Here is a 17,941-nt window from a genome sequence, read left to right on the forward strand (position 1 = left end):
GGCGTACGGGCGCGTTGCCCCCGTACGCCGCCGCGCCTACCCGTTCGTCGCAGCGGCGGATGCCGGCGCCGGCGCGGCCGCCTTGTCGTAGCCTTCCGTCACGTCCGGCGCCCGCGGCGTCTCGCCGGCGTGCTGAATCCAGCCGCCGCCCAGCGCACGATACAGATCGACGAGGTTGGTCCAGCGCGCGAGGCGCGCGCTGATCAGCGACTGCTGCGCGGAATACAGATCCGTCTGCGCGGTCAGCACCGACAGATAGCTGTCGACACCGTTCTTGTAACGCAGGTCCGACAGATCGAAGCGACGCTGCTGCGCATGCTCGTTGCGCTCGAGCGCGGCGATCTGCAGATCGTACGTGCCGCGCGCGGCAAGACCGTCCGACACCTCGCGGAACGCCGACTGGATCGCCTTCTCGTAGTTCGCGATCTCGATGCGCTTCTGCACGTTCGCGAGGTTCAGGTTCGCGATGTTCTGCCCGCCTTCGAAGATCGGCATCGTCAGCTGCGGCGCGAATGACCACGCCGCCGTGCCGGCCCTGAACAGCCCGCCGAGCGTCGGGCTCGCGGTGCCGAACGCGGCCGTCAGCGAGATGCGCGGGAAGAACGCCGCGCGCGCCGCGCCGATGTTCGCGTTCGCGGCCAGCAGCGTCTGCTCGGCCTGCATCACGTCGGGACGACGCGTGAGCAGGTCCGACGGCAGGCCCGCCGGCACATCCGTGAGCAGGTTCTGCGCGTCGAGCGACATGCCGGCCGGCAGATCGTCCGGCAGCGGCTCGCCGATCAGCAGCACCAGCGCATTCACCGCCTGCGCCCGCGCACGCGCCTGCGCCTGCTGGTTCGCGAGCGCCTGCTCGACGACCGTCTGCGCCTGACGCAGATCGAGCTCCGAGCCCGTACCGTTGTCGAACTGCAGCTTGGTCAGGTCGTACGACGCCTGCGCGGTCTTCAGCGTGTTCTCCGTGACCTTCAGCAGGTCCTCGGTCGACAGCAACGTCAGATACTGGTCCGCGACCTGCGACACGAGCGAGATCTCGGTGGCCTGCCGTGCATACGACGTCGACAGATACTGCGCGAGCGCCTGATCCTTCAGGCTCTGCACGCGGCCGAACAGGTCGAGCTCCCAGGACGCGGAAAGCCCGACGCTGTAGGTGCGCGTGATGAGCGGCTGGCGCGTCGTCGACACGCCGGCGGGATAGCGCTGGATGCTGCCCGAGCCGGTGCCGTCGAGCGTCGGGAACAGCCCCGCGCGCGTGATCTGGTACTGCGCGCGCGACGCCTCGATGTTCAGCACCGCGACGCGCAGGTCGCGGTTGTTGTTCAGCGCGATCTCGATCAGCCGCTGCAGGCGCGGATCGGCGAAGAATTCGCGCCAGCCGATGGCGGTCGCCGCCTGGCCGTTGGCGCTGCGCGTGCCGGCCGCAGCGGGCTGCGTCGCGTAGACGCCGCCGGCCGGATACGCCTGCGCGACGGGCGCGTCGGGCCGCGTGTAATGCGGCGCCATCGTGCAGCCCGTGGCAAGCAGCGCGACCGCGATTGCAGTCAAAGCGTGTTTTTGCATCATCACTGTCCCTTGTTGCCTTCGTCGCCGGTGCCCGGCGTCTCTTCGTGGTGCGAGTGCTCCTGAGCCAGACGCAGCGCCTCGTCGGCGTCTTCCTTCTCGCCGCTGAAGATCGCGCGGATCTTCACGAAGAACATCGGGATCATGAAGATCGCGAGGAACGTCGCGGTGATCATCCCGCCGATCACGCCCGTACCGATCGCGTGCTGGCTCGCCGAACCCGCGCCGTTGCTGATCGCGAGCGGCATCACGCCGAGAATGAACGCGAGCGACGTCATCAGGATCGGACGCAGCCGCAGACGCGCCGCTTCCAGCGCGGCCTCGATCGGCCCCATCTTCTCCGTCATCTGCAGTTCGCGCGCGAATTCGACGATCAGGATCGCGTTCTTCGCCGACAAGCCGACCGTGGTCAGCAGACCGACCTGGAAGAACACGTCGTTCTCGAGGCCGCGCAGCGTCGCCGCCAGCAGTGCGCCGATCACGCCGAGCGGCACCACCATGATCACCGAGAACGGGATCGACCAGCTTTCATACAGCGCCGCGAGACACAGGAACACGACCAGGATCGAGATCGCGTACAGCACCGGCGCCTGCGAGCCCGACTGGATTTCCTGGAACGACAGGCCGGTCCACGAGTAGCCGATACCGACCGGCAGCTTCTTCGCGAGCCCTTCCATCGCGGTCATCGCCTGACCGGTCGACTTGCCCGGCGCGGCCTGACCCTGGATCTCCATCGCCGACACGCCGTTGTAGCGCTCGAGCTTCGGCGAACCGTAGGTCCAGTGACCGGTCGCGAACGCGCTGAACGGCACCATCCCGCCCGAACCGTTGCGCACGTACCAGATGTTCATGTCTTCCGGCGTCATCCGGAACGGCGCGTCGGCCTGCACGTACACCTTCTTGATCCGGCCGTCGGTGTCGAGGAAGTTGTTCACGTACTTCGACGCCCACGCGATCGAGAACGTCTGGTCGATCGCATCGGCCGTCACGCCGAGCGCGTTGGCCTTCTCGCGGTCGATGTCGACCTTGTACTGCGGCGTATCGTTCAGCCCGTTCGGACGCACGCCCTGCAGCGTCGGATCCTTCGCGGCCATCCCGAGCAGCTGGTTGCGGGCGGCCATCAGCGCGTCGTGGCCGAGACCGGCGTTGTCCGTCAGCTCGAAGTCGAAGCCGGCGGCCGTACCGAGTTCCGGAATCGACGGCGGGTTGAACGGGATCACCAGCGCGTCCTTGTAGCTGCCGTAGCGCCCGAACATCCGGCCGATCAGCGCCTGGACCTTCTGGTTCGCGTGCTGACGCTGCGAGTAATCCTTCAGCCGCACGAACACGAGACCGGAGTTCTGGCCGCGGCCGGCGAAGCTGAAGCCGTTGACCGTGAACGCGGACTCGACGATGTCCTTCTCGTCCTTCAGCAGATAGTCGGAAATGTTCGCGAGCGTGCGCGCGGTGGTTTCCTGCGTCGAGCCCGACGGCGTCTGCACGATCACGAACATCAGCCCCTGGTCTTCATCGGGCAGGAACGACTTCGGCAGGCGCACGAACAACAGGCCGACCGCGACGATCACGACCAGATAGATGATGAGCCAGCGGCCCGAGCGCTTGATCACGTGGTGGACGCCGACGTGATACTTGTCGCGGCTGTTGTTGAACGTGCGGTTGAACCAGCCGAAGAAGCCCTTCTTCTCTTCGTGATGGCCCTGCGGGATCGGCTTGAGGATCGTCGCGCACAGCGCCGGCGTCAGAATCAGCGCGACGAGCACGGACAGCACCATCGCGGACACGATCGTCAGCGAGAACTGCCGGTAGATGGCGCCGACCGAACCGCCGGAGAACGCGACCGGCACGAACACCGCCGACAGCACCAGCGCCACGCCGACGAGTGCGCCGGTGATCTGGCCCATCGCCTTGCGGGTCGCCTCCTTCGGCGACAGGCCCTCTTCGGCCATCACGCGCTCGACGTTCTCCACCACCACGATCGCATCGTCGACCAGCAGGCCGATCGCGAGCACGAGGCCGAACATCGACAGCGTGTTGATCGAGAAGCCCACCAGCGACATGATCGCGAACGTGCCGAGCAGCACCACCGGCACGGCGATGGTCGGGATGATCGTCGCGCGCAGGTTCTGCAGGAACAGATACATCACGAGGAACACGAGCACGATGCCTTCGAGCAGCGTCTTGACCACTTCCTCGATCGACAGCTTCACGAACGGCGTCGTGTCGTACGGATACTTGACGACGAGGCCGTGCGGGAAGAACGGTGCGAGCTCGTCGATCTTCGCGCGCACGGCCTTCGCGGTCGCGAGCGCGTTCGCGTTGGTCGCGAGCTGGATACCGAGCGCGGCGGTCGGCTGACCGTTGTACTTGGTGTCGAAGTTGTAGTTCTCGCCGCCGAGGCCGATCTGCGCGACGTCCTTCAGGCGCACCTGCGAGCCGTCCTGGTTGACCTTCAGCAGGATGTTGCCGAACTGCTCGGGCGTCTGCAGCAGCGTCGATTCGGTGATCGTCGCCTGCAGCACGGTGCCGGGCTTGGCCGGCGTGCCGCCGATCTGGCCGCCCGCGATCTGCACGTTCTGCGCGGTGATCGCGCTCGACACGTCGACCGGCGTGAGGCCGTAGTTCGTCAGGCGGTTCGGATCGAGCCAGATCCGCATCGCGTACTGCGAGCCGAACAGCGTGACGGTGCCGACGCCGTTCAACCGGCTGATCGGATCCTTCACGTGCGACGCCACGAAGTTCGCGAGGTCGTACTTGCTCATGCTGCCGTCTTCGGAGTTGAACGCGAGCACCAGCAGGAAGCTGCTGCTCGACTTCGTCACCGACAGACCGAGCTGCTGCACGACCTGCGGCAGAACCGGCGTCGCGAGCGACAGCTTGTTCTGCACCTGCACCTGCGCGATGTCGGCGTTGGTGCCCGGCGCGAAGGTCAGCGTGATCGTCGCGTTGCCCGAGTCGTCACTCGTCGACGACATGTACAGGAAGTTGTCGAGGCCGCTCATCTGCTGCTCGATCACCTGCGTCACCGTGTCTTCCACCGTCTTCGCGGAAGCGCCCGGGTAGTTCGCGGTGATCTGGATCGATGGCGGCGCGATCGTCGGATACTGCGCGATCGGCAGCGAGAAGATCGCCGCGACCCCGGCCAGCATCAGGATGATGGCGATCACCCACGCGAAGATCGGGCGATCGATAAAAAACTTTGCCATGAAGCAGGCTCCCTGTTATTGCGCGCTCGACGCAGCGGCGGCGCTGGCCGGCGCTGCGCCCGACGCGGCTGCGGCACCGGAACCGGCGGCGGCCGGCGCGGCGGATGCGGCTGCACCCGATGCGGCATCGGCTGCCGGCAGCTGCGCGGCGACCGTCTTCACCGTCGTGCCCGGACGCGCCTTGTCGCCGCCCTGGACGATCACGCGGTCGCCCGCGTTCAGCCCGCCTTCGACGATCCAGTTCTGACCGTTCATGCCGGTCGTCTTCAGCGGACGCGGCTCGACCTTGTTGCTCGCGTTCACCACCATCGCGATCGCCTGGCCCTTCTGGTCGTGCGTGACGCCGATCTGCGGCACCAGGAACGCGTTCTCGTTCACGCCTTCCTCGATGCGGGCGCGCACGAACATGCCCGGCAGCAGCACGCGGTTCGGGTTCGGGAACACCGCGCGGATCGTGACCGAGCCCGTCGTCTGGTCGACCGTCACGTCGGAGAACTGCAGCTTGCCGGGCACCGGGTAGGTCTTGCCGTCCTCGAGGATCAGCGACACCTTCGCCGCGCCGGGGCCGCTCGTCTTCAGGCGGCCGCTCTGCACGTCCTGGCGCAGCTTCAGCCCCTCGAGGCTCGATTGCGTCAGGTCGACGTAGACCGGATCGAGCTGCTGCACCGTCGACATCAGCGTCGCCTGGCTCGCCTGCACGTAAGCGCCCGGCGTCACCTGCGAGATGCCGACGCGGCCGCTGATCGGCGACACGACGTCCGTATAGCCGAGGTTGATCTGCGCGGTTTCGACCGCTGCCTTGCCGGCTGCGACGTCGGCCGCGGCCTGGCCCTGCGTGGCCACCGCGTTGTCGTAGTCCTGCTTGCTGACCGCGTTGGCGGCCACCAGCACCTTGTAGCGCGCGACCAGCGCGTTCTGCGTGACGAGGTTCGCCTGCGCCTTCGCGAGCGTCGCCTTCGCGCTGTTCAGTTGCGCGAGATACGGCGCCGGATCGATCTTGTAGAGGCGCTGGCCGGCCTTGACGTCGCTGCCTTCGACGAATTCACGGCGCAGCACGATGCCGTCGACCCGCGCGCGGACCTGCGCGACGAGGAACGCACTGGTGCGGCCCGGCAGTTCGGTGTAGATCGGTACGGCTTGCGGTTGGACGGTGACGACGCCGACTTCCGGCGTTTGCGGCGGCGGTGCCGATTCTTTTTTCCCGCACGCGGCCAGGAAAACGGCGGCCGTCGCGACAGTGAGTAAGCGGTATGGAACCCGTTCGACGCGCATGGAGCGACCTCTGTGTATAACCATTGGAATGAGTGCGGCGCCCGGACCGAGCGTCACACGGATGCGCCTTGCGGCGCTGATCGAACACCTGAATTACGGGACTACTGGACTACTGGATACGGTACGTCGGCACGAGGCTTCCGGGCCGACGCGATGCCGCAATGCGGCCTGGTACTTTGGCGGGAATCAGCAGAGTGGGATATTAACTGATTGCCCCTTGGGTCATTCGATCGTAGGGTGGTATTGTATATACATTCACGGATGTATGTAAAAAAGCCCCTACGCTCGTCACGCATGCTGAGTCTTACGAAACATTACGAATTGTGAGCATGGCGGCCGCCGCAGCGGCAACGGGGGCGCAGCCCCCTATTCACACCTACGATCGATCCATTCAGGCCTGCACATGGTCAGACGCACCAAGGAGGAGGCACTCGAGACGCGCAACCGCATTCTCGACGCCGCCGAACACGTGTTCTTCGAGAAAGGCGTGTCGCACACGTCGCTCGCGGACATCGCCCAGCACGCCGGCGTCACGCGCGGCGCGATCTACTGGCATTTCGCCAACAAGAGCGAGTTGTTCGACGCGATGTTCGACCGCGTGTTCCTGCCGATCGACGAGCTGAAGCGGATGCCGCCCGATGCGCCGGGCGCCGATCCGCTGGAAAAGATCCGCAAGATCCTGATCTGGTGCCTGCTGGGCGTGCAGCGCGATCCGCAGTTGCGGCGCGTGTTCAGCATCCTGTTCATGAAGTGCGAATACGTGGCCGACCTGGAGCCCCTGCTGCAGCGCAATCGCGCGGGCATGAGCGAGGCGCTGCACGCGCTCGACGCCGATCTCGCGCTCGCCGTGCAGCTCAAGCTGCTGCCCGAGCGGCTCGACACGTGGCGCGCGACGCTGATGCTGCATACGCTCGTCAGCGGCTTCGTGCGCGACATGCTGATGCTGCCCGACGAGATCGACGCCGAACAGCACGCGGAGCAGCTGGTCGACGGCTGCTTCGACATGATGCGTTATAGCCCGGCGATGCTGAAGACGGGGGGATGACGGGGGGGCGCGGGGACGGCGCGGTTCATCGCCCCATCATGTGCTGCGATTGAATCGATCGCGAGCGCACCGCGCCGTCCGATCGACTTTTCAACTACCCCATCCGCTCAGGCCGCCTGCGCGCGCCGCGCCCGCGCCCGCCGGTTCGACGCCGCCACCGAATCGTGCGCAGGCATCGCCGCGCCGCCCAGGCCCGCGATCCACGCGTCGGTCGACATCACCGCCGCGAAATTCGACTGGAACACGACCGTGTACGCACGGTGTATCTCCTCGGCGCTCGCCGCCCCCGCTTCGTTCTCGTACGGCAACGCGCCGGTCGCATCGGCGAGGTACTCGACGCCGAGCCCCGCGTGCGCCGCGTGCAGGACGGTCGCCGCATTGCAGTTGTGCGTCATGTAGCCGACGACCGCGAGCGTGTCGATGCCGCGCGCGTCGAGCCATGCGGCGAGGTCGGTCGCGGCGAACGCGCTGGCCTGCGCCTTCACGATCAGATGCGCATACGGACGCTCGGCCACGACCGGGTGAAGCGCGACGCCGTCGGTGCCGGGCGCGAAGATCGGCGCGCCGGCCGGCGCGACGTGCTGGACCACGATCACCGGCACGCCGGCCGCATGCGCGGCGTCGATCGCCCGGCCGATGTTCGGCAGCGACGCATCGAGCGGCGGATACTCGATCGGCAGATTGCCGCTCACGTATTCGTTCTGCACGTCGATCACGATGAGGGCACGGCGGGAAACGACTGACGACGGGGACGACGGCGTGGCGTTCGACATGGGAAGCTCCAAAATCGGCCGCGCCGCGCTGCTCCGGAGCGGAGCGGCCAGCGACGCGATGCGAGGCATTGTCGGGTCGCGCCGCGCGGCCGGACAGTGGCCCGTTTGCCATTCTTCGATAGAATCGGGCCATCGCCATTCCGGAGCCCGTCATGCCCGCCGCCGCGTCGCCCGCCGCCCTCGCCCCGACCGTCGTCGCCGTGATCGCGTACGACGGCATCAGCCCGTTTCACCTGTCGGTGCCGTCCGTCGTGTTCGGCAACGAGCGCGATGCCGCCGCGACGCCCGTATTCGATTTCCGCGTGTGTTCGGCCGAGCGCGGCCCGCTCGCGACCACCGGCGGCTTCACGATCACCGCGCCGCACGGTCTCGACGCGCTCGCCGACGCCGACATCGTCATCGTGCCCGCATGGCGCGACCCCGATGAAGCGCCGCCCGACGTGCTGGTCGACGCCGTCCGCGCGGCCGCGGCACGCGGCGCGCAGGTCGTCGGGCTGTGTCTGGGCGCGTACGTGCTCGCCGCCGCGGGTCTGCTCGACGAGCGCCCGGCCACCACGCACTGGGCCTGGGCCGACGATTTTGCACGGCGCTTTCCGCGCGTGAAGCTCGACCCCGACGTGCTGTACGTCGACGACGGCAACCTGATGACGTCGGCCGGCACGGCGGCGGGGCTCGACTGCTGCCTGCACGTCGTGCGGCAACGCTTCGGCGCCGACGCGGCGAACCGCATCGCGCGCCGGCTCGTGATCCCGCCGCATCGCCAGGGCGGCCAGGCGCAATACGTGCCGCAACCGGTCGCCGCGCATCCGCGCGACGCGCGGCTCGCGGAACTGCTCGACTGGGTGCGCGCGCATCTCGACGTCGCGCACAGCGTCGATTCGCTCGCGGCGCGCGTGCTGATGAGCCGGCGCACCTTCACGCGCCGCTTCCGTCAGGCCACGGGGACGACCGTCACGGCGTGGCTGCACGCCGAACGGCTCACCCACGCGCAGCATCTGCTGGAAACCACCGGACAATCGATCGACGCAATCGCGCAGGCGGCCGGCTACGGGTCGAGCGTGTCGTTGCGCCAGCATTTCGCGGGCACGCTCGGCACGTCGCCGTCGGCCTATCGGCGGGAATTTCGCGGCGCGGCGCCCGGCGGGCGGCGGTAGGGCCGACCGCACCAACGCGCCGCGGCTACGGCCGCGGTTTCGCCGGCGTTAGGTTCGTCGATCGTCAGCCGCCCTGCGTGCACGGTGAAGCCCGGCACGCCGAACCACAGCAGCAGTGTCGTGCCGCGGCGGCCGATGCGCGCCGCATCGGGCAACGCGAGGATCGGCGCGGGATCGACGATGACGATGTCGTAGCGCCGCGACGCGACGTCGAGCGCCGTCTTGAAGCGGCCGTCGTTGAACGGCGCGGACGTGCATATGACGGAGGGGAAAAGTCGCGGTCATCGCGCGGCCTGAGCGCCGGGCTGCCGGCGCGCAGCCCACGCGCCCCGCGACGCAACGGCTCAGCCGCCGTTGATCCAGCGCGCCGCGTACAACAGCACCGCAACGAACAGGATGATCGCGGCCCACGCCCACAAGGGCAGCGGCCCCGATGCGCGCGGTTGCACCGCGCTGGCCGCGCGGCCGCTCAGCGCGCCGCCGAGATGCGGCAGCGGCCGCTTCGCGGCGGCCATCAGCGACGCGGGCCGCAGGAACACATGCTGGCGACGCGGCGCGCTCGACGCCGCACGGTTCGGCACGAGGCCATGCTTGGCCTGCACGACCGCACCGAATTCGCGGAAGAAATCGTCGGTCCACTGGTGCAGCGCGCGCTCGATCTGCCGGCCCGGCAGCTCGGCGAGCGGCCCGCTGGCGGTCGCCCACACCACGTAGTCGATCTGCGTCGTGGTTGCGTCATCGCCCGGCAGCAGCGCGAGCTCGACCTGCCCGCGCAGCGCACCGAGTCCGTCGGCCCGCGCCTTGAAGCTGATCACGCGCCGCGCGTCGTCCTGCTCGCTGGCCGAATGCGCGCGCACGTCGTAGCGCGCGCGCAGCGGGCCGAGCGGCACCGTGATCGTCAGCGCGAACTCGCCGTGCGCGAGCTTCGCGAACGATTCGCAATGGTCGAAGCTCGCGCGCAGCAACGCGAGATCCTCGAGCGCGTCCCGCACGACCGCCGGCGCGAGCGGAACGCGTAACGTGTCGTTCAGTTCCATGATGCCTCCCCGATGACCACACGTCGCATCAGGACGTCTCGACGAGACTGTCGATCCGTGCGACATCGAAGGCGACGTAGTGCGCGAGCGCGAACGCCGTCTCCCCTGGTTCCTCGTAACTCCATGCGGCGCTGCGGATCACGCCGTCTTCTGTCTGCAGATCGAAATACACGGCCAGGCCGCGCAGCGGGCAGGCCGTCGTGACGCTCGACTTCACCAGCCGATGCATGTTGACGTCGCCGCGCGGCAGGTAATGGGTGTCCGGCGCACCGGTCTCGCGCACCGTCAGCGCGCCGAGCGAATCGGCATAGGTGATGCCGCGGTGAATCACGCGCACGCGATGGCGGTTCGGCACGATTTCGAGGCGACGGTCGGCGGCATCGGACATCGTTGTTCCTCCGGGCGGCCGCGGCATCGAGGCCGGGCGCAGGAAACGAAAAAGCCACGGCACGCGGCCGTGGCTTTCATTATCGGCGAAACTCGGTCCGATTGCGCGCCCCGCGACGGGGCCGCCGCGCTACTGCGCGCTCCACTGGAACGCCGCCTTCGTGCCGCCCTTCGCGCCCACCGTGACCGCGCGCGATTCGTCGCTGCCCTGGTACGACGCATGGACGGTGTAGCGCCCCGGCGGCAGCTTCACCAGCATGTACGGCCCTCGTGCGTCCGTCCTCAGCACCTCGGCGCCCTTCGCGTCGACGATCCGCACATGGACGTCGGCCAGATATTCGCCGCCCTTGCCGGTGAAGCGCAGCGCGAGCGGCCACGCCGATTCGTTGTGCTCGAAGGCCGTCGACTGATCCTTGCCGATGCCGCCCGACACATAGCTGACATCGCCCTGCTGGCTCGCCTCCGGCAAACCGTCCGACTGCGCGTAGGCGCCGGGCGCCGCGACGGCGACGCCCGCGGCCAGCGCGACGGCCACCGCGAATCGGGATACGTTGCGTAGATGTTGCATGGCTCTCTCCTTTCGGGTCGGAACACTGCATCACGGGTGCCGGGGACGCCGGACGCCCGGCGACGCCCGCCCAGACCGGTCGAGCCGGCCTGAGGCGGCCGCCGCCGGTCAGCTCAGATCGACCGGCACGAAGATCTGTGCATTATCGCGCTGGATCAGCAGAGCAAGACTGTTGCCCGCTCCCTTGACGGCGTCGCGCAACTGCTCGGGGTTCGTGACCGGCCGGCCGTTCACCGCGAGGATCACGTCGCCCGGCTGGATGCCCGCGCTGGCCGCGGGGCCGCCCGCCTGCTGCACCATCAGCCCGTGCGACAGGTTCGTCGCGCTGCGCTCCTGCGGCGTCAGCGGCCGCACCGCGACGCCGAGGCGCCCCTGCTCGACGGGGCCGCCGTCGTTCGACGCCAGCTTCGCATCGGTCATCGCGCCGAGCGTCACGCTGATCGACTTCTTCGACTTGTCGCGCCAGATCTGCAAGTCGGCCTGCGAGCCGGGCTTCAGGCTCGCGATCTGCGCGGGCAGCGACGTCGAATCGGCCACCGGCGAACCGTTGACCGCGAGGATCACGTCGCCCGGTTGCAGGCCGGCCTTCGCGGCCGGGCCGCTCGGATCGACCGAGCTGACCAGCGCGCCGTCCGGCTTCGGCAGCCCGAACGAGCTTGCGAGCGTCTGGTTCAGCCCCTGCACGGCGACGCCGAGGCGGCCGCGGCTCACGTGGCCCGTCTTCACCAGTTCGTCCTTGACCTTGATCGCCTCGTTGATCGGGATCGCGAACGACAGGCCCTGGAAGCCGCCCGTCTGCGAATAGATCATCGAGTTGATGCCGATCACTTCACCCTGCAGGTTGAACAGCGGGCCGCCCGAGTTGCCGGGGTTGACCGGCACGTCGGTCTGGATGAACGGCGTGTAGTTCTCGTCCGGCAGCGCGCGCGACTTCGCGCTGATGATGCCGGACGTGACCGTGTTGTCGAAGCCGTACGGCGAACCGATCGCGACGACCCACTGGCCGACCTTGCTGCGCGCCGGGTCGCCGATCTTCACGGTCGGCAGGCCGCTCGCGTCGATCTTCAGCACCGCGACGTCGGACTGCTTGTCGGAGCCGACGACCTTCGCCTTGTACTCGCGCTTGTCGGTCAGCTTGACGGTGACGACGTTCGCGCCGTCGATCACGTGCGCGTTGGTGAGGATGTAGCCGTCGGGACTGACGATGAACCCGGAGCCGAGGCTCGCGCTCGGCTGGTCGTCCGGCTGCGCGTCGCCGCCCATGCCCGGCACCTGGCCGTAGAAGTGCTTGAAGAACTGGTAGAACGGGTCGCTCGGATCCATAGGCAGCTGCGGCTGCTGCACGCGGCGCGACACCTGCTTGACCACGTGCTTCGCGCTGATGTTCACGACCGCCGGGCCGTAGGTTTCGACCAGCCCGGAGAAATCGGGAATGCCGGTCTTGGCCGCGGCCTCGGCCGGCATCAGCGCGGCGGCCTGCGCGGGCGTGATGATCTGCGGATCGGCATGGCGGGTGCCCGCGACGTAGCCGGCGGACAGCGCAGCAGCAACGGCGACCGCAACGGCGCCACGCGCAAGGAATCGGGTGTTCATCGTGAGACCTCCTCGTTGTTAGGTCGCAGCGTAACGACCCTGACTTAAAGGAGGCTTAATCGCCCTTAAGCGGGGCTTAAGCAGCCCCGCGCGAGAACGGTTACGCAGATGCCGACCGTGCCTGCGCCCCCGTGTCGGCCTCGCGGAACACGACGCTCACGAGCAGGCCGCCGGCGGCCGCATCGCCGAGCGACACCGTCGCGCGCTGCTGCGCCGCGACGCGCTTGACGATCGCGAGCCCGAGCCCGCTGCCCGACACGTCCGCCCGCGCGCGCGCCGAGCTGTCGCGATAGAAGCGGTCGAACACGCGCTCGCGCTCGTCGGCCGGGATGCCGGGGCCGCTGTCGGCGATCTGCACGCATGCGCGGCCGGCCGCGTCCTGCGTCAGCGACACGTCGATGCGCCCGCCGTCGGGCGTGTACTTCACCGCGTTGTCGAGCAGGTTGCCGAACATCACGCGCAATGCGCCGACGTCCGCGACGACGGTCGCCGCGCACGCCTCCTCGAAGCCGAGGTCGATGCCGCGCCGCTGCGCGAGCGGCGCGTGCGCGGCCACGCATTCGGCCAGCAGCGCGTGCAGGTCGATCGGCTCGCGCACCGACGCGCCGTCGGGCTCGGCGCGGGCGAGCGCGAGCAGCTGTTCGGTCAGGCGCGTCGCGCGCGTGACGCCGTCCTGCAGATCGGCGACCGCCTCGCGGCGCGCCGCATCGTCCTTCGCGCGCGCGACGAGCTGCGCCTGGATCTGCACGGCGGCGAGCGGTGTGCGCAGCTCGTGCGCGGCATCGGCGACGAACGCCTTCTGCGTGTCGAGCGCGGCCGACAGCCGCGCGAGCAGCCCGTTCAGCGCGCGCACCAGCGGCTGCACCTCGAGCGGCAGCCCCGCGTCGGGCAGCGGATCGAGCGCTTCCGGGCGGCGCGCCTCCACCGCGCGCGTCACGCGGCCGAGCGGCGCGAGGCCACGCCCGACGATCATCCAGACCGCCGCACCGAGGAACGGCAACAGCACGATCAGCGGCCACAGCGTGCGCAGCGCGACGTTCGCGGCGAGCCGGTTGCGCACCGACAGCGGCTGCGCGAGCTGCACGACGTTGTCGCCGACGATCGCGCCGTACACGCGCCATTCGCCGCGATCGGTGCGCTCGGTCGAGAAGCCGAGCTCCGCGCGCGGCGCGATCGGCGCGCGCGGATGCGAGAAGTACATCAGCACGCCGTTGCGATTCCAGATCTGGATCACGATGCCTTCGTCGCCGTTGGTGCGCGAGCCGAACACCTGCGAGAACGGTTCGGACGGCAGCGCCGCCGCGATTTCCTGCAGCTGGTAGTCGAACAGCTCGTTCGCTTCGGCGAGCGCCTGCCGGTAGATCAGCCAGCCGGCACTGCCCACGCCCGCGACGACGATCGCGAGCAGCCAGATCAGCAATTGATGACGAATCGACCTCACGCGTCAGCTTTCCTTGACGACCATGTAGCCGAGGCCGCGCACGTTGCGGATCAGGTCCGAACCGAGCTTCTTGCGCAACGCATGGATGTAGACCTCGACCGTGTTGCTGCCGATCTCTTCGCCCCAGCCGTACATCTTCTCCTCGAGCTGGCTTTTCGACAGCACCGCGCCGGGCCGCACGAGCAGCGCCTCGAGCAGCGCGAATTCCCGCGCGGACAGCGCGACGGGCGCGCCGTCGAGCGTCACCTGGTGAGACGCCGGATCGAGCGTGAGCGGGCCATGGCGAATCAGCGATTCGCTGCGGCCGGCCTGGCGGCGGATCAGCGCGCGCATGCGCGCGCCGAGTTCGTCGAGATCGAACGGCTTGACGAGGTAGTCGTCGGCGCCCGCGTCGAGGCCCTTCACGCGATCGGCGACCGCATCGCGCGCGGTGACGATCAGCACCGGCAGCGCCAGGCCGCGCGCGCGCAGCGTGCGCAGCACGTCGATGCCGTCGCGCTTGGGCAGGCCCAGGTCGAGCAGCAGCAGGTCGTACGTCTCGCCGCCGAGCGCCGTGAGCGCCGCGTCGCCGTCCTGCACCCAGTCGACCGCGAAGCCGTCGGCGCGCAGCGCCTTGCGCACGCCGTCGGCGATCATGCGGTCGTCTTCAACAAGCAGAATGCGCATCGGAACCGGAACCCATGGGACGAGTGAAACATGGCGACCATTGTAGCGCCGCGGCTCGCTTGCGCCGTCTGCAATGCAACAGTAAGGCGACACGCGTGTGGCGCATGCGCACTTGTCTCTACAATGTGCGCTCCGGCGCCGCGCGCCCCTGCTCGAAGCCTCGTGTCTTTCCCGTATTCGCCCATGCCGATTTCCGCTCTGTCCGCCCGGTTCGTCAGCCGCACCCGTCTGTGTGCGCGCACGGCCGCCGTCGTCGCCGCCTGCACCGCGCTTGCGTTCGCGCCGCCCGCGCATGCCCGCAAGAAACTCCACAAGGACGCACGCAAGACCGTCGTCGTGTCGCCCGCCGCGCGCGCGGCCGGCCTGCCGGCATCCGTGCTGGTCGCGCTGCAGCGCGCGAACGTGCCGGCGTCCGCGATCAGCGTCGTCGTCGAGCGCGTCGGCGACCCCGAGCCGCTGATCGCGTGGAACGGTAGCCGGCCGATGCTGCCGGCGTCGACGATGAAGCTGGTCACGACGTTCTCCGGCCTGTCGATCCTCGGCCCCGACTACCGCTGGCGCACCACCGCGTACGCGGACGGTCCGATCGACCCGGACGGCACGCTGCAGGGCAACCTGTACATCAAGGGCACCGGCGACCCGAAGCTCGTGCCCGAAGAGCTGATCGACCTCGTCGACAAGATCCGCAAGGCCGGCGTGCGGCGCGTGGCCGGCCGCCTCGTGCTCGACAAGAGCTATTTCGCGGCGTCGACGCGCGACCTGCCGTCGTTCGACGACGACGTGAGCGCGCCGTACAACGTCGGCCCCGATCCGCTGCTGTACGCGTTCAAGGCCGTGTCGTTCACGGTCACGCCGGGCGACGACGGCAAGGTGGCCGTCGACGTGCTGCCGCCGCTCGCGAACCTGTCGATCGACAACCAGCTCGTCGAAGGCGGCGGATCGTGCGGCGCGGCGGCCGCGGCCGCACGCCCGACGCTGTCGGGCGCGGGCACGGCGGGCGGGATCATGACCGCGTCGTTCTCCGGCGACTATCCGCTGCGCTGCGGCGCGCACACGACCAATCTCGCGATCCTCGACCACACGGCGTTCTTCGCGCGCGGCTTCCTCGCGCTGTGGCAGCAGGACGGCGGCACGATCGCGGGGCCGGTCGACGAAGGCAAGGTGCCGAACACCGCGCGGCCGCTCGCCGTGCACCACAGCCCCGTGCTCGGCAGCATCGTGTACGACATCAACAAGTTCAGCAACAACGTGATGGCGCGCAACCTGTTCCTCACGATCGGCGCGGTGGCCGGCAAGCCGCCCGCGACGCCCGAGCAGTCGAGCCGTGCGATTCACGCGTTCCTGCAGAGAAACGGGATCGCGATGCCCGAGCTCGAACTGGAGAACGGCTCGGGGCTGTCGCGCGACGAGCACGTGAGCGCGCTGTCGCTCGCCGCGCTGCTGCAGGCCGCGAACGCGAGCCCGGTCGCGCAGACGTTCATCGATTCGCTGCCGATCGCCGGCATCGACGGCACGATGAAGAACCGGCTCACCAACGCGGGCGTGCTCGGCAATGCCCACATCAAGACCGGCACGCTGCGCGACGTGCGCGCGATTGCCGGCTACGTCGCGGGCGCCGACGGACAGAGCTACGTCGTCGTGAGCTTCATCAACGACGAGCACGCGGAAGCCGCGCGCGCCGCGCACGATACGCTGCTCGAATGGATCTACGCGGGCGCGCATTGACGGTGTCATGCGGGGCGGTGCTGTAGCTTGGGTTCGGTTGAGCTGCGGCCTGCTCCGTTGATCCGTTGCTCGGCCTGCGGCGCTGCATGGGCGGCTGGCGGCATGTGGTGTCAGCCGGCGGCTACCGATGGCTGCCGGTGTCCTCTTTCTGCTACCTGAGTGCTCCCTCTGACGCGTGCTTCGTGCTGCCTGCTGTTGCCTACCGGCGCCCGCTGCACGCGCTAGTGCCGCACTAGCCGCCACGTACGAAAGCGCGCTGCGACACGCCTCACCCTCGCCCGCCAATAACCCCATCCCGCATCCTCCGCGCGACCGTCGAAAGCACCGGCCGCGGTTTGAAACGGCCACGGCCACAGGCACGCCGCGCACCGCCCGCACGCCATGCCGGCAAAACGGTGCCACACCGCCCGGCCCCGTGCGACGCGGCTTCCGTAGAAACCCTGTCCTCTGAGGGAACCCTCTACGCTGCCCCCTCGCCTAGCGCGTGGCGATTGCGTAGGCTGTTGGCCTGACGATATCTACAACGGGCCACGTGCCCGGCCTGACGGCCTGCAGGGGAAAGGAGGAGACACGCCCATGCGATTCGACGTCGAATTGCTTCTGCTCGCGCTGGCGCCCGTCTTCCTGCTGTGCATCGCGTGGGAAGCCTGGCACCTCGCCCGCACGCGCGCACAGGACCACGTCTATGCGTGGCGCGACACGCTGTGCAACGCGGCGCTCGCGCTGATGCACCAGGGCGCCGACAAGCTCGCATGGTTGTTCGTGATCCCCGTTTATGCGTACTGCTACGCACATTTCCGGCTGTTCACCTGGCACGACGGCTGGCTGTCGTTCGCCGTGCTGTTCGTCGGCCAGGACTTCCTCTACTACGTGTTCCATCGCGCGAGCCACCGCGTGCGCTGGCTGTGGGCCGCGCACGTCGTGCATCACTCGTCCGAACGGATGAACTTCTCGACCGCGTTCCGCCAGAGCCTGATGTATCCGGTCGCGGGCATGTGGGTGTTCTGGCTGCCGCTCGCGTTCGTCGGCTTTCCGCCGCAGCAGATCGTCGGCATCGTGCTGATCAACCTCGCGTTCCAGTTCTTCGTCCATACGCAGGCGATCGGCAAGCTCGGCTGGCTCGAATACGTGCTGAACACGCCGTCGATCCATCGCGCGCACCACGCGCGCAACCCGCGCTACATCGACCGCAATTACGCAGGTGTGCTGGTGATCTGGGATCGCCTGTTCGGCAGCTACGTCGACGAATCGGCCGACGATCCGCCGCAATACGGAATCGTCGAGCCGCTCGGCTCGAACAACCCGCTCGTCGCGACGTTTCACGAGTGGGTGTCGATGGCGGCCGACGCGTTGCGCGTACACGGATGGCGCAACCGGCTGCGCGCGATTTTCGGCCCGCCCGAATGGGCGAGCGCTTATCATGCGCAGATCGCCGAGGCCGCAAACCATGATCCGCGCACCGTGCCGCTTGCGGCCGTGCGCGACCAATAAACCGCTTCAGCCAACGGCCGCCGTGCCGC

The 17,941-nt window shown here is 68.6% G+C and carries 14 protein-coding genes; 4 read left to right on the forward strand and 10 right to left on the reverse strand.

What is annotated here, in order from left to right:
- Nucleotides 1-36: 36 nt before the first annotated feature.
- Genes EX20_RS03225 through EX20_RS03235 form a run of 3 tightly spaced genes read right to left on the reverse strand, consistent with a single transcriptional unit; the run spans nt 37 to nt 6,032 of the window.
- Nucleotides 37-1,560: an efflux transporter outer membrane subunit gene (locus EX20_RS03225; protein ID WP_034192659.1), complete on the reverse strand. Its 1,524-nt coding sequence runs from the start codon at nt 1,558-1,560 to the stop codon at nt 37-39.
- The gene (gene bpeB, locus EX20_RS03230) at nt 1,560-4,760 is read right to left on the reverse strand and encodes an efflux RND transporter permease BpeB (protein WP_011885889.1); all 3,201 of its coding nucleotides are present in this window, start codon (nt 4,758-4,760) and stop codon (nt 1,560-1,562) included. The genes EX20_RS03225 and bpeB overlap by 1 nt, the downstream gene beginning before the upstream one ends.
- Before the next feature lie 15 nt (nt 4,761-4,775).
- The gene (locus tag EX20_RS03235) at nt 4,776-6,032 is read right to left on the reverse strand and encodes an efflux RND transporter periplasmic adaptor subunit (RefSeq protein ID WP_011885890.1); all 1,257 of its coding nucleotides are present in this window, start codon (nt 6,030-6,032) and stop codon (nt 4,776-4,778) included.
- 403 nt (nt 6,033-6,435) lie between these two features.
- On the opposite strand from EX20_RS03235, the gene EX20_RS03240 reads away from it, so the two are divergent.
- Nucleotides 6,436-7,077, forward strand: a complete 642-nt coding sequence (locus tag EX20_RS03240) for a TetR family transcriptional regulator (RefSeq protein ID WP_011885891.1) — start codon at nt 6,436-6,438, stop codon at nt 7,075-7,077.
- Nucleotides 7,078-7,184: 107 nt separating this feature from the next.
- Here EX20_RS03240 and EX20_RS03245 read toward each other — a convergent pair whose 3' ends face one another.
- Entirely contained in the window at nt 7,185-7,850 is a 666-nt protein-coding gene (locus tag EX20_RS03245) for a cysteine hydrolase family protein (RefSeq protein WP_034192660.1), read from the reverse strand.
- A 152-nt stretch (nt 7,851-8,002) separates the two neighbouring features.
- Between EX20_RS03245 and EX20_RS03250 the strand changes: the two genes are divergently transcribed.
- The gene (locus tag EX20_RS03250; protein ID WP_011885893.1) at nt 8,003-9,004 is read left to right on the forward strand and encodes a helix-turn-helix domain-containing protein; all 1,002 of its coding nucleotides are present in this window, start codon (nt 8,003-8,005) and stop codon (nt 9,002-9,004) included.
- Nucleotides 9,005-9,348: 344 nt separating this feature from the next.
- On the opposite strand, the gene EX20_RS03255 is transcribed toward EX20_RS03250, so the two are convergent.
- The 6 genes from EX20_RS03255 to EX20_RS03280 form a co-directional block, all read right to left on the reverse strand.
- Complete coding sequence (locus tag EX20_RS03255) at nt 9,349-10,041, reverse strand: CoxG family protein (protein WP_034192661.1); 693 nt, start codon at nt 10,039-10,041, stop codon at nt 9,349-9,351.
- 28 nt (nt 10,042-10,069) lie between these two features.
- Entirely contained in the window at nt 10,070-10,429 is a 360-nt protein-coding gene (locus EX20_RS03260; RefSeq protein ID WP_011885896.1) for a DUF427 domain-containing protein, read from the reverse strand.
- Between the two features lie 129 nt (nt 10,430-10,558).
- Complete coding sequence (locus tag EX20_RS03265) at nt 10,559-10,996, reverse strand: carboxypeptidase-like regulatory domain-containing protein (protein WP_011885897.1); 438 nt, start codon at nt 10,994-10,996, stop codon at nt 10,559-10,561.
- A 108-nt stretch (nt 10,997-11,104) separates the two neighbouring features.
- Nucleotides 11,105-12,589, reverse strand: a complete 1,485-nt coding sequence (locus EX20_RS03270; RefSeq protein ID WP_011885898.1) for a DegQ family serine endoprotease — start codon at nt 12,587-12,589, stop codon at nt 11,105-11,107.
- A 100-nt stretch (nt 12,590-12,689) separates the two neighbouring features.
- Nucleotides 12,690-14,030, reverse strand: coding sequence for an ATP-binding protein (locus EX20_RS03275; RefSeq protein WP_011885899.1), 1,341 nt, complete (start codon nt 14,028-14,030; stop codon nt 12,690-12,692).
- A 3-nt stretch (nt 14,031-14,033) separates the two neighbouring features.
- Complete coding sequence (locus tag EX20_RS03280; protein ID WP_011885900.1) at nt 14,034-14,696, reverse strand: response regulator; 663 nt, start codon at nt 14,694-14,696, stop codon at nt 14,034-14,036.
- Between the two features lie 183 nt (nt 14,697-14,879).
- On the opposite strand from EX20_RS03280, the gene dacB reads away from it, so the two are divergent.
- On the forward strand, nt 14,880-16,421 hold the full coding sequence (dacB, locus tag EX20_RS03285) for a D-alanyl-D-alanine carboxypeptidase/D-alanyl-D-alanine endopeptidase (RefSeq protein WP_034192662.1): 1,542 nt from the start codon (nt 14,880-14,882) through the stop codon (nt 16,419-16,421).
- Nucleotides 16,422-16,997: 576 nt separating this feature from the next.
- On the forward strand, nt 16,998-17,912 hold the full coding sequence (locus EX20_RS03290; protein ID WP_011885902.1) for a sterol desaturase family protein: 915 nt from the start codon (nt 16,998-17,000) through the stop codon (nt 17,910-17,912).
- Nucleotides 17,913-17,941: the final 29 nt, after the last annotated feature.

The sequence above is a fragment of the Burkholderia sp. WP42 genome (assembly GCF_000745665.1).
Taxonomy (GTDB): domain Bacteria; phylum Pseudomonadota; class Gammaproteobacteria; order Burkholderiales; family Burkholderiaceae; genus Burkholderia; species Burkholderia vietnamiensis.

What these genes read in the sequence shown, in the direction of transcription:
- EX20_RS03225 (WP_034192659.1), bottom strand. Translation starts at nt 1,560, where the DNA reads ATGATGCAAAAACACGCTTTGACTGCAATCGCGGTCGCGCTGCTTGCC.
- bpeB (WP_011885889.1), bottom strand. Translation starts at nt 4,760, where the DNA reads ATGGCAAAGTTTTTTATCGATCGCCCGATCTTCGCGTGGGTGATCGCC.
- EX20_RS03235 (WP_011885890.1), bottom strand. Translation starts at nt 6,032, where the DNA reads ATGCGCGTCGAACGGGTTCCATACCGCTTACTCACTGTCGCGACGGCC.
- EX20_RS03240 (WP_011885891.1), top strand. Translation starts at nt 6,436, where the DNA reads ATGGTCAGACGCACCAAGGAGGAGGCACTCGAGACGCGCAACCGCATT.
- EX20_RS03245 (WP_034192660.1), bottom strand. Translation starts at nt 7,850, where the DNA reads ATGTCGAACGCCACGCCGTCGTCCCCGTCGTCAGTCGTTTCCCGCCGT.
- EX20_RS03250 (WP_011885893.1), top strand. Translation starts at nt 8,003, where the DNA reads ATGCCCGCCGCCGCGTCGCCCGCCGCCCTCGCCCCGACCGTCGTCGCC.
- EX20_RS03255 (WP_034192661.1), bottom strand. Translation starts at nt 10,041, where the DNA reads ATGGAACTGAACGACACGTTACGCGTTCCGCTCGCGCCGGCGGTCGTG.
- EX20_RS03260 (WP_011885896.1), bottom strand. Translation starts at nt 10,429, where the DNA reads ATGTCCGATGCCGCCGACCGTCGCCTCGAAATCGTGCCGAACCGCCAT.
- EX20_RS03265 (WP_011885897.1), bottom strand. Translation starts at nt 10,996, where the DNA reads ATGCAACATCTACGCAACGTATCCCGATTCGCGGTGGCCGTCGCGCTG.
- EX20_RS03270 (WP_011885898.1), bottom strand. Translation starts at nt 12,589, where the DNA reads ATGAACACCCGATTCCTTGCGCGTGGCGCCGTTGCGGTCGCCGTTGCT.
- EX20_RS03280 (WP_011885900.1), bottom strand. Translation starts at nt 14,696, where the DNA reads ATGCGCATTCTGCTTGTTGAAGACGACCGCATGATCGCCGACGGCGTG.
- dacB (WP_034192662.1), top strand. Translation starts at nt 14,880, where the DNA reads ATGCCGATTTCCGCTCTGTCCGCCCGGTTCGTCAGCCGCACCCGTCTG.
- EX20_RS03290 (WP_011885902.1), top strand. Translation starts at nt 16,998, where the DNA reads ATGCGATTCGACGTCGAATTGCTTCTGCTCGCGCTGGCGCCCGTCTTC.